The organism is Microbacterium paludicola, from assembly GCF_039529675.1.
Lineage (GTDB): Bacteria > Actinomycetota > Actinomycetes > Actinomycetales > Microbacteriaceae > Microbacterium > Microbacterium paludicola.
Genome location: NZ_BAAANG010000028.1, coordinates 3,968 through 15,179, shown reverse-complemented (window position 1 = coordinate 15,179; position 11,212 = coordinate 3,968). Strand labels below are relative to the sequence as shown.

At 66.0% G+C, this 11,212-nt stretch carries 9 protein-coding genes; 2 read left to right on the top strand and 7 right to left on the bottom strand.

The window, feature by feature from the left end; all coding sequences use genetic code 11:
• Positions 1-100 precede the first annotated feature (100 nt).
• Positions 101-1,216: a mannose-1-phosphate guanylyltransferase gene (locus ABD161_RS12590; protein WP_344003445.1), complete on the top strand. Its 1,116-nt coding sequence runs from the start codon at positions 101-103 to the stop codon at positions 1,214-1,216.
• A gap of 86 nt (positions 1,217-1,302) precedes the next feature.
• Here ABD161_RS12590 and ABD161_RS12585 read toward each other — a convergent pair whose 3' ends face one another.
• Positions 1,303-1,716 carry a GtrA family protein gene (locus ABD161_RS12585; RefSeq protein ID WP_344003443.1) on the bottom strand — a complete coding sequence of 138 codons (414 nt, stop codon included), beginning with the start codon at positions 1,714-1,716 and terminating at the stop codon, positions 1,303-1,305.
• Positions 1,717-1,853: 137 nt separating this feature from the next.
• On the opposite strand from ABD161_RS12585, the gene ABD161_RS12580 reads away from it, so the two are divergent.
• Positions 1,854-2,786 carry a glycosyltransferase gene (locus ABD161_RS12580; protein WP_344003441.1) on the top strand — a complete coding sequence of 311 codons (933 nt, stop codon included), beginning with the start codon at positions 1,854-1,856 and terminating at the stop codon, positions 2,784-2,786.
• Here ABD161_RS12580 and ABD161_RS12575 read toward each other — a convergent pair.
• From ABD161_RS12575 to fusA, 6 genes are all read right to left on the bottom strand, one after another.
• On the bottom strand, positions 2,746-4,047 hold the full coding sequence (locus ABD161_RS12575; protein WP_344003439.1) for a hypothetical protein: 1,302 nt from the start codon (positions 4,045-4,047) through the stop codon (positions 2,746-2,748). The two genes, ABD161_RS12580 and ABD161_RS12575, sit on opposite strands and share 41 nt — an antisense overlap.
• A 171-nt stretch (positions 4,048-4,218) precedes the next feature.
• A complete protein-coding gene (locus tag ABD161_RS12570) occupies positions 4,219-5,778 on the bottom strand; it encodes a hypothetical protein (RefSeq protein WP_344003436.1) in 1,560 nt (519 codons plus the stop codon).
• Between the two features lie 66 nt (positions 5,779-5,844).
• Entirely contained in the window at positions 5,845-6,798 is a 954-nt protein-coding gene (locus ABD161_RS12565; RefSeq protein ID WP_344003433.1) for a CAP domain-containing protein, read from the bottom strand.
• 111 nt (positions 6,799-6,909) lie between these two features.
• On the bottom strand, positions 6,910-7,506 hold the full coding sequence (locus tag ABD161_RS12560; RefSeq protein ID WP_344003430.1) for a VanZ family protein: 597 nt from the start codon (positions 7,504-7,506) through the stop codon (positions 6,910-6,912).
• Between the two features lie 162 nt (positions 7,507-7,668).
• Positions 7,669-8,859, bottom strand: coding sequence for an elongation factor Tu (gene tuf / locus ABD161_RS12555; protein ID WP_344003427.1), 1,191 nt, complete (start codon positions 8,857-8,859; stop codon positions 7,669-7,671).
• A gap of 191 nt (positions 8,860-9,050) precedes the next feature.
• Positions 9,051-11,165, bottom strand: coding sequence for an elongation factor G (fusA, locus tag ABD161_RS12550; protein WP_344003424.1), 2,115 nt, complete (start codon positions 11,163-11,165; stop codon positions 9,051-9,053).
• Positions 11,166-11,212 lie beyond the last annotated feature (47 nt).

The following is an 11,212-nucleotide window of genomic DNA, read 5'->3' as shown; positions in this document are numbered from 1 at the left end:
CTGAAACCGCGTCACGACCTCAGACTCTCAGCGCGCCGCCGAACTATTTGTCAGACACGCCCTAGGCGACCCCGAGGGCGCGCCAGGTAGCCTGGCAATCATGCCTTCCGCGCCACTCGAGAACTTCTACGCAGTCATCCCCGCGGGAGGCGTCGGCTCGAGGCTGTGGCCACTGTCCCGGGCAGAGACGCCGAAGTTCCTCCACGACCTCACGGGCTCTGGCGTCTCGCTGCTCCGCAACACGTGGGATCGGCTGCTTCCCCTGACCGGCCCGGACCGCATCACCGTGGTGACAGGCACCGCACACGAGCAGAAGGTCGGCCAGGACCTGCCCGACATCCTCGAGGGCAACGTCTTCATCGAGCCGTCGCAGCGCGAATCGGCCGCCGCGATCGGGCTGGCCGCCGCCATCCTTGAACGCCGGCACCCGGGCGTGATCATCGGTTCCTTCGCCGCCGACCACCACATCGCTCGTCAGCGGGCGTTCGAGTTCGCGGTGCAGCAGGCCGTCGCCCTCGCGCGCGCCGGATACATCTCGACGATCGGCATCGCACCGAGCGAGCCGTCCGTCGGATTCGGGTACATCCAGAAGGGCGACGAACTCGACGTCGAAGACGCGCCGATGGCCGCGATCGTGGAGCGCTTCGTCGAGAAGCCCGACCTCGACACGGCGCGCAAGTACTACGCCGACCGCAACTTCCTCTGGAACGCCGGGATGTTCATCTCCCGCGCGGACGTGCTCTTGGCCGAGCTGGCCGCCAACGAGCCCGAGCTCCACTCGGGCCTGACCGAGATCGCGGACGCCTGGGACACGGATCAGCGTGCCGAGGCCGTCGCGCGGGTGTGGCCCGGGCTGAAGAAGATCGCGATCGACTACGCCGTCGCCGAGCCCGCAGCGGCGAAGGGTCGCCTCGCCGTCGTGCCTGGACACTTCGACTGGGACGATGTCGGCGACTTCGCAAGCCTCGCCAAGCTGATCTCCGGCGGCCGACCCGATCAGATGTGCCTCCTGGGGCAGAACGACCAGGTCCATGTCGACGGCTCGACGGGCCTCATCGTGTCTCAGACAGCGCGCACCATCGCCGTGATCGGCGTCGAGGGTCTGATCGTCGTCGACACGGCCGACGCCCTGCTCGTCACCACCAGCGAGCACGCCCAGCGCGTGAAGAGCGTCGTCGGCGCCCTGCAGGAGTCGGGCCGCGACGACGTGCTCTGACGGACCCTGACAGACGTAAGGCGCCCCGGGTCATCCGGGGCGCCTTACGCATGTCGGGGTCAGCGCGATTCGGCTGCGGAGGCTGTTCAGACTCCGCGTGCTCGTTCACAGAAAACGAACCTCTCGTAGCTCCAATATCGGAAGACGGTGGCGACCGTCTGTCCGATGACGCCACCGAAGATGTTGTCGGCGAGCAGGGTTTCCCAGCCGAGGACGTAACGGGAGAAGGCCAGACAACTGAGTTGCAAACCGATCGCGACGAGATTGCACGCCATGAAGAGCGTGTACCGAGACCAGGTGTGAGGCAAGCTCCGGTCCTGGAAGGTCCAGAAGTGGTTTCCCACGTATGCCACGACAGAGGCAACCGCAATGGCGATGATCTTCGCGACCATCGGCTGCTCAAAGAGCGGCCCGCGGCCAGTGACCCAGAATACAAGGGCGTTGTAGGTGGCGAAGTCGAAGAGGAACGCCACGCCACCGATCACCAGGAAAGACAGCATGCGCACGAGTTCTGGTCGCGAGCGAGGTGTCATGGCGGGCGAGCACTTTCTCATTTGGCGGGTCGCACCGCGGTGAGGTTGAATCTTGCTCAGGCTATCCGACAGTGAAAGCCCAAGCTCGAAGGGCGCCTCGCCGGATGGACGTTTCACCCCTGATCGCAGCGATCGTCCCTTGTTACAACGAGGAGATCGCCGTCGCCAAGGTCATCGCAGACCTCCGCATAGCCGTCCCGGAGATCGTCGTGTACGTCTACGACAACGGCAGCACCGACGGCACTGTCCGCGCGGCGGCAGAAGCGGGCGCGATCGTGAGATCGGAACCTCGCCGCGGCAAGGGGAATGTGGTGCGTCGCGCTTTCGCGGACATCGAAGCGGACATATACGTTCTCATCGATGGCGACGACACCTACGATGCGTCGCCCTTGCCCGAGATGATCCGCACCCTCCGCGAGAACACGCTCGACCATGTCCTTGGCGTCCGTACTGCGCCCGCGGGTGCTCCCCCGTCGTATCGAGCCGGCCATGAACTGGGAAACCGCGGATTCAATTGGCTCGTCGGCGGGATCTTCAGCGAAGGGGTGACGGACATGCTCAGCGGCTTCCGCGTGATGTCACGCCGCTTCGTGAAGTCGTTCCCCGCGGCCTCCCGCGAGTTCGAGATCGAGACGGAGCTCACCGTCCACGTGATGAGCTTGCGCCTGCCTCAGGCCGAGGTTCCCGTGGGATTCAGAGACCGTCCCGCGGGCAGCGAAAGCAAGCTGCGCACGTACCACGACGGTTTCCGCATCCTGAACCTCGTCGCCCAGCTCGTACGGCACGAGCTTCCCCTTACGCTCTACGCGTCCATCGGTTCCGTCTTGATGCTCGCGGCCGTGATTCTCGGAATCCCGCTGGTCGCGGAGTATGTCGCGACGGGCCTCGTGCCTCGTTTGCCCACCGCTGTCCTCGCGGTCGCGCTCGGAGTCTCCGGCGTCCTGGCGTGGGTGGCCGGTTTCGTCCTCGACGGCGTGCTGAAAGCGCGGCGCGAGATCAGCCGCCTGCACTACCTCGCGCATCGCGCGCCGGCGTGAGCCTCGGCCGCTCGCTCACAAAGAACATCGCCGCCGCGGCTGCCAGCACTGCGACAGCTCCGGGGATCGCCCGGTAGACGAAGAAGTAGTGGTGCTGCGAGTGCGCGGGCAACACCTCGAGCCAGACAAGCGGAATGACCGCCACGGCAGCGAGCACACCCGCCACGCCGAGAGCTGGGAAGGCTTTACGACGCACGGCGACCACAATCACGATCGCGACGAGAAGCAGGCACGCAGCGAGAACCAGCCACGCGAACGGCACGAACGTGAGCCAGAAGTGCGCGTTCTTTCTGATGCCGCCACCTAGGCCAGCAGCGACTGCTTCTTCCCCGGAACCATCGGTCCAGAGGGCGACCTTACCGGCGATCTCGTCAAAGGTCGCGGCACCAGACAGAATGCCGATCCCCCAACGGCTCGCCCAGGTGAGCGCGTAGCCCGCAATCCAACCCACCGATGCGACCACTACCGCGACGATCGCCTGGCGGACGGGGTGCGACTCCGACCGCCGTTGGGCAACAAACGATGCGGCCGCCGAGAACGCGAACAATGCCCACGCGAGGGGTGGGTTATGTAAGAAGTCAACGAAGACAAAGACGCCACCCGCGAAAACCGATACCGCACCAACGAGGAACATGCCATGCCGGGCCGCCAGCACTCCGCCGATCGCGCAGGCGACCATGACGGCGAACTCAAGGACGTGAATCACCCCATACCCGACCTGGCCGAGAAGGTTGGTTGTAAGTGCCAGGGGAGCAACGAGCGCGAGCGGAACCCAGACGGACGTGCGACGGCGCAGAACGAAGAACAGACCCGCAACAGCGGCGATCGCGGCGGTGGCCGCGAAGATGCGCAGCGCACCGAGCCCGCCAAATGCCAAAAGCGGACGAGTGAAGACAGCGAAGCCGCCCCAATAGCGGGCGTACGTCGCCTCCACGGGCGGCGTCTCTCCGGCGAGCAGCGCCGAGATACCCGCTGCGGCTGGCTGACAGCTTCCGAGATGCGGCAACGTCAGCGCCGAACGCAACGGATTGATGCCGTCGTCACCGAGGCCGGCCGTGATGACTATGCAGTCGGTGTACGCGTCGCTACGCCCGCCGCGGGTCACCGGATCGACAGCCTCGTCCGATCCGACCCATAGTCCCGCGTCGAGATCCGATGCGAGTTGACCGACGATGCGCGCATCGGGGATCGCGTGTACTGCGGTAAGCACACCTACGAACAACAGCTGCATGAGGACGAGGCCACTCACGAGCGCGAGCATCCACGGGACGGTTCCGCGCTTACCGCGCAAAGCGGCCGCTGAGAACTCGAACGCGCGACGCATAGCAATGTCCCTCTCGGAGCGGGTGACTAGAACTCCGCGACCAGGGGAATCCCTATGTGTGAAGCGCCCTAATCTTTACACACCATTTCCACGGCCCCAAGAGACCGATTACCGCAGCGCGGGCGACTTCGGCCCCGACGACGGTGCGTACATCGCCACGCCCTCGTAGGTCCAGTTCCTGTCGCCCGAGCGGATCTTCTGTGCCTCGGTGGCGTTGGCCGTGTAGAAGTGCTTCTTGAACTTCGAGCTCCAGAACCGGTGCACCGGCACGGTTCCCTTCGAGCTCGTCGAGCTGCAGAAGCCCGTTCCCTCGAACCGCCAGTTCGGGTCGCTGGTGCGCACGCGCTCCGCTTCGGCGGCGTTGGTCGTGTAGAAGTGCGAGGCGAACTTCGACGACCAGAACCGGTAGACCGCCGTGGATCCGGTCGGGCACAGCCCGTTGACCGTCGACCAGACGCGGAAGTCGGTGCCCTCGTACCGCCAGTTCGGGTCGTTCGACTTCAGCGCCTGCGCCTCGGCCGTGCTGGCGGTGTAGAAGTGCGCATTGTCGAACTTCGGGCTCCAGAAGCGGTAGATCTGGCGGCTGTTCTTCGGGTCGGCCTTCACCGCGGCGGTGCCGCCGCCGGTCGATCCGAACCAGGCGCGGAAGTAGTTGTAGAAGTTGCGGTTGCCGTATGACGAGCACGAGTCGCCGGTGCCGAATCCGGCGGCCAGCGCGGCCGCGTTCGGCTGGTACGGCGTGTAGTAGTACAGGTTCGCCGTCGACTGGTTCTGCACGTACACGCCCGACGAGCCGCACGAGGCGTTCGGGTGGTAGCCGATCGAACGCGTGCCGCCCGGGGCGTACCAGGTGAAGTAGCTGCTCTTGCCGTAGATCTTCATCTGCCGCGCGGCGCCGTAGACCTGGTTGAAGAAGCCGTAGTACGTCTTGTCGCAGTCAGCGGTGTCGGGGCATCCCATGCCCATGGCGATCGTGAAGCGCCAGTCGCTCGGCCACGTGTGCGTGATCAGCCCCTGCTCCTTCTGCAGCATCACCAGCAGCACCTGCGGGTTGATCCCGCACGCCTGCGCCACCTTGTAGATGATGCGCGCGGCGGTCTCGCTGGATGCTCCCGTGTACCGCGAGCAGTAGGCGTCGGCGGCGCGCGTCGGCGTCGTCTGCTTGAACTGCTCGAGGCAGGTGTAGCCCGACTGGCACGCGGCGACCTTGCCGTCGATGAAGCTGCGGATGCTCGCCTCCGACATCGTGGCCTTGTTCGTGAACACCCCATCGCTGACGATGTTTCCCGCGGTGAAGCCGACGACCGGCGCCGCGCGGACGATCGACTGCGCCGACCGCACGAGCTCGAACCGCGATCCGGATGCGCCATCCACGGATCCCGGTGACGCTCCCGACCCGGGGTACGGGGTGTTGCCGGGATCGGCCACATCCAGGGTCACGTCGCCGGCCTTGTCAGCCTCGGGAAGCGTGTCGGCGCCGGGAAGGGTCTCGTCGCGCTCGAGCGGCACGGTCGCCACCGGCGGCGGCGTCACCTCCTCCTGGTCCTCGGCGACGGCGGCCTGAATCGGCACCAGAGACAGGACGAGCGCAAGCGCGGCACCGAAGGTGAGGGCGGCGCGAGCCTTTCGCGAGGACGCAGCAGGATGGACGCGGGGGGAGACACGCATGGATTCAGTGTGTCAGAACCGCCGCTTCCGGCCAGGATCTCCTGCCGTTATGCGGGGTGAAATCCGTCAGTACTTGGCGAAGACCTGCGTGAAATAGCCGTCGTGATAGCCGATGCCGATGTGGGTGAAGTCGCCCAGGATGTTCGCGCGATGGCCGGGCGAATTCATCCACCCGTCGAAGACGACATCCCCGACCGCGTAGCCCATCGCCACGTTCTCGGCGGCGCCCTTCCAGCCCTGCGGCAGCTGGCTGACCATGTTCGGGTCGTGCGACATCCGCCCCGCGGCCGCCTGCTGCTCCGACCATGCCTGCGCCTGCTCGGTGAGGCGCTCGTTCAGCACCAGCGCGGGCTTTCCGTTGTCGGCGCGCGCCTTGTTCGTGTCCGCAAGGATGCGGGCGATGTCGGCGTTCGGCGGCGCCATCGGCGTGCCCGACAGCCCCGTGGTGAGCGGCGGCGACGCCGGGCCGGATGCCGGCGAATACAGCGCCACGCCCTCGTACGACCAGTTGCGGTCGCCGGCGCGGAGGTCGGCGGCCTCGGCGGCGTCGGCCGTGTAGAAGTGCTTGTTGAACTTCGGGCTCCAGAACCGGTGCACCGGCACGGTGTTCTTCATGCTCGCCGGGGCGGTGCAGAACGCGAGACCTTCGTACGCCCAGTTCCGGTCGCTCGTGCGCACCTTCGTCGCCTCGGCGGCATTCCTGGTGAAGAAGTGCGATTCGAACTTGGATGACCAGAACCGGTGCACGGGGAGGGAACCGGATGTGCATCCGCCGTTCTTGAGCGGCCACACGCGGAAGTCGGTGCCCTCGTACGTCCAGTTGCCGTCGGTGCTGTGGATGTTCTGCGCCTCGGCGGTGCTCACCGTGTAGAAGTGCGCGTTGTCGAACTTCGTCGTGCTCCAGAACCGGTAGACCTCGCGGCTTTGGGCCGGATCCGGCTGCTCGGCGGCGACCGCCGCGGACGGCGCGATCGCCAGCGCGGCGGCCAGCACAACGGCTGCCATCCCGGCCCCGGCCATCCGCCGGGGATTCCTCACACTGCGCCGTGCCCGCATCCTGCGCCACCTTCCCGTGTCGACACGGGAGAAGTTAGCGCACCGGGCGGAGCCTGCCTACCCCGGGCAGCCGCCTCAGAAGGGCAGGCGCTGCGTGGGGGCGGTGCGCGTGTCCTGCCACTGGCTGAACACTTCGGGGGCCGGCTGCGGCGCCGGCCGCTGACGCGACCGCAGGCGCTCGGCGTCGCGCTCCCAGATCGCGCGCTCGATCACGCGTCGATCGCGGGCGTAGATCATCGCCCGAAGGATCATCGCCAGCAGCACCCCGATGTAGCCGCCCGAGGTGTTCGCGAGCACGTCCATGGCGCTCGACACCCGCGACTCCAGCGCGGCCGCCTGCGTGAACTCGATGAAGCCCGAGTATGCCGGCAACAGGAAGAGGGACAGCCACCACCCCCGGCGCGGCAGGGCGAGGCCCAGCAGGAAGCCCAGCGGCACGAACATCCCGATGTTCGCCGTGAACTCCAGTTCGTCGAACCCGAACGCCTCGGGCACCCCGAACCGGTACAGCACGCGCAGCACCCGATCGGCGATGCTGCCGAACTCGAGATCACTCGGATCCGGCCACAGCGTCACGAGCGAGACGAACGCGACGTACACCGCGAGCAGCAGTGTTGTCACTCCCAGGCGCGCGCGGCTGCGCGGCGGCTTCGGGCCGAGAACATCGGTCATGCGGGGCCTCCTCCGGGCGACGGATTCACGAGGTTAGCGGTCGGCGCTGGCAGTTCTCCGCGTTGCGGTCCGGGGATTGCGGTCGACGCGCGCCGAGAGCTCGACCGGACATGCAGAAAGGGCCGGAGCATAAGCTCCGGCCCTTTCGACGTAATCAGATGATTACTTGATGATCTTGGTCACCGTGCCGGCGCCGACGGTGCGGCCACCCTCACGGATCGCGAAGCCGAGGCCCTCTTCCATGGCGATGGGCTGGATCAGCGCCACCGTCATGTCCGTGGTGTCGCCGGGCATGACCATCTCGGTGCCCTCAGGCAGCGTGATGACGCCGGTGACGTCCGTGGTGCGGAAGTAGAACTGCGGGCGGTAGTTCGTGTAGAAGGGGTTGTGACGGCCACCCTCGTCCTTCGACAGGATGTACGCGGTGCCCTCGAAGTCGGTGTGCGGCGTAACCGAACCCGGCTTCACGACGACCTGGCCGCGCTCGACGTCCTCGCGCTTCAGACCACGAAGCAGGAGACCGCAGTTCTCGCCGGCCCACGCCTCGTCGAGCTGCTTGTGGAACATCTCGATACCCGTGACCGTGGTCTTCTGGGTGGCGCGGATGCCGACGATCTCGACCTCGGAGTTGATGGCGAGCGTGCCACGCTCGGCGCGGCCGGTGACGACCGTTCCACGACCCGTGATGGTGAAGACGTCCTCGATGGGCATGAGGAACGGCTTGTCCTTGTCACGCACCGGGTCGGGGATGTTCTCGTCCACGGCCTCCATGAGGTCCAGGATCGACTGCGTCCACTTCTCGTCGCCCTCGAGAGCCTTGAGGCCCGAGACGCGAACGACCGGGGCGTCCTCAGCGAAGCCCTGCGAAGCGAGCAGCTCGGAGACCTCGAGCTCGACGAGCTCCAGGATCTCCTCGTCCTCGACCATGTCGGCCTTGTTCAGCGCGACGAGCAGGTAGGGAACGCCGACCTGCTTGGCGAGCAGCACGTGCTCACGCGTCTGAGCCATCGGGCCGTCGGTGGCGGCGACCACGAGGATCGCGCCGTCCATCTGCGCGGCACCCGTGATCATGTTCTTGATGTAGTCAGCGTGACCCGGGGCGTCGACGTGAGCGTAGTGACGCTTCGGCGTCTCGTACTCGACGTGCGAGATGTTGATCGTGATGCCGCGCTGACGCTCCTCGGGAGCCGAGTCGATCGACGCGAAGTCGCGCTGCACGTTGGTGGCCGACGGGTACTTGTCGGCGAGCACCTTCGAGATCGCCGCGGTGAGCGTCGTCTTACCGTGGTCGACGTGACCGATCGTTCCGATGTTCACGTGCGGCTTGGTGCGCTCGAACTTGGCCTTAGCCACTGGGTCCTCCTCAGGACGATTCATGGATCATCACCGGGCGCTGGATTGCGACCGGATCTGTCCGGGGATGGTTCTCAGTCTAGTAGAGAGAGTCGGTGTGAAGTTTTGACCCAGGCGCCGCGGGAGCGGCACCTGACGTGTGGGCGGGTGGGGGCCGTCGGCCCCCACCCGGAGCCATCAGGGTCGGACGATTACTCGCCCTTGCCCTTCTGGATGATCTCGTCGGCGACGGCCTTCGGGACCTCGGAGTAGCTGTCGAACTCCATCGAGTAGACAGCGCGGCCCGACGTCTTCGAACGCAGGTCGCCGATGTAGCCGAACATGGCCGACAGCGGGACGAGGGCCTTGATGACCTTCACGCCCTGCGCGTCCTCCATCGACTGCATCTGACCACGACGCGAGTTCAGATCGCCGATGACGTCGCCCATGTACTCCTCGGGCGTACGGACCTCGACAGCCATCAGCGGCTCGAGCAGCACGGGGTTCGCCTTGCGGACGGCCTCCTTGAAGCCCATCGAACCGGCGATCTTGAACGCCATCTCGGACGAGTCGACATCGTGCGACGCGCCGTCCTTCAGGATGGCCTTCACGCCCACCATGGGGTAGCCGGCGAGGACACCGGTGTTCATGGCGTCCTGGAAGCCCTGGTTCGTCGGCTCGATGTACTCGCGCGGGATGCGACCACCCGAGACCTCGTTGACGAACTCGTAGGTCTTGTCGGCCGTGAGCTCGAGCGGCTCGAGCGCGAACTGGATCTTCGCGAACTGACCCGATCCACCGGTCTGCTTCTTGTGCGTGTAGTCGTGACGCTCGACGGTCTTGCGGATCGTCTCGCGGTACGCCACCTGCGGCTTGCCGACGTTGGCCTCGACCTTGAACTCGCGCTTCATGCGGTCCACGAGGATGTCGAGGTGAAGCTCGCCCATGCCCTTGACGACGGTCTGACCGGTCTCGGCGTTGTTCTCGACGCGGAACGTCGGGTCCTCTTCCGCGAGCTTCTGGATCGCGAGACCCAGCTTCTCCTGGTCGGCCTTCGTCTTGGGCTCGATCGCGACCTCGATGACCGGCTCGGGGAACGTCATCGACTCGAGCACGACCTGGTGGTCCGAGTCGGAGAGCGTGTCACCCGTGGTCGTGTCCTTGAGGCCGATGACCGCGTAGATGTGACCGGCGGTGACCGAGTCGACGGGGTTCTCCTTGTTGGCGTGCATCTGGAAGATCTTTCCGATGCGCTCCTTCTTGCCCTTGGTCGAGTTCACGACCGCGGAGCCGGAGTCGAGGTGACCCGAGTACACGCGGATGTAGGTGAGACGACCGAAGAAGGGGTGCGTGACGACCTTGAACGCGAGAGCCGTGAACGGCTCGGTCGCGTCGGCGTGACGCTCGATGATCGTCTCTTCGTTCTTCGGGTCGTGCGCCTCGATGGCGGGCACGTCGATCGGTGCCGGCAGGTAGTCGACGACCGCGTCGAGCATCGGCTGCACGCCGCGGTTCTTGAACGCCGAGCCACACAGGACCGGGTAGACCTCGCTCGCGATGGTGAGCTTGCGGATGCCGGCCTTGATCTCGGCGACCGTCAGCTCCTCGCCACCGAAGTACTTCTCGAGCAGCGCGTCGTCGGTCTCGGCGACCGTCTCGAGCAGCTTCTCGCGGTACTCGGCGGCCTTGTCGGCCAGGTCGGCCGGGATCTCGGTGATCTCGTACTTGGCGCCCATGGTCACGTCGCCCTTGGCGTCGCCGGGCCACACAAGCGCGCGCATCTCGACCAGGTCGACGACGCCCACGAAGTCGTTCTCCGCGCCGATCGGCAGCTGGATCACGAGCGGCTTGGCCTTGAGGCGGTTCACGATCGTGTCGACGGTGAAGTAGAAGTCCGCGCCGAGCTTGTCCATCTTGTTGACGAAGCAGATGCGGGGAACGTTGTACTTGTCGGCCTGACGCCACACCGTCTCGGACTGGGGCTCGACGCCCTCCTTGCCGTCGAAGACGGCGACGGCACCGTCGAGCACGCGAAGCGAGCGCTCGACCTCGACCGTGAAGTCCACGTGGCCGGGGGTGTCGATGATGTTGATCTGGTTCTTGTCCCAGAAGCACGTCACAGCAGCGGACGTGATGGTGATGCCACGCTCCTGCTCCTGCTCCATCCAGTCGGTCGTCGCGCCACCGTCGTGCGTCTCGCCGATCTTGTGGTTCACACCCGTGTAGAACAGGATGCGCTCGGTAGTCGTGGTCTTACCGGCATCGATGTGCGCCATGATGCCGATGTTGCGGACCTTCTTGAGGTCGGTGAGCACTTCCTGTGCCACTTGCGGTTCCTAACGTGTGGTGTGGAGTAGAGCGTTGGTGCCGGGCC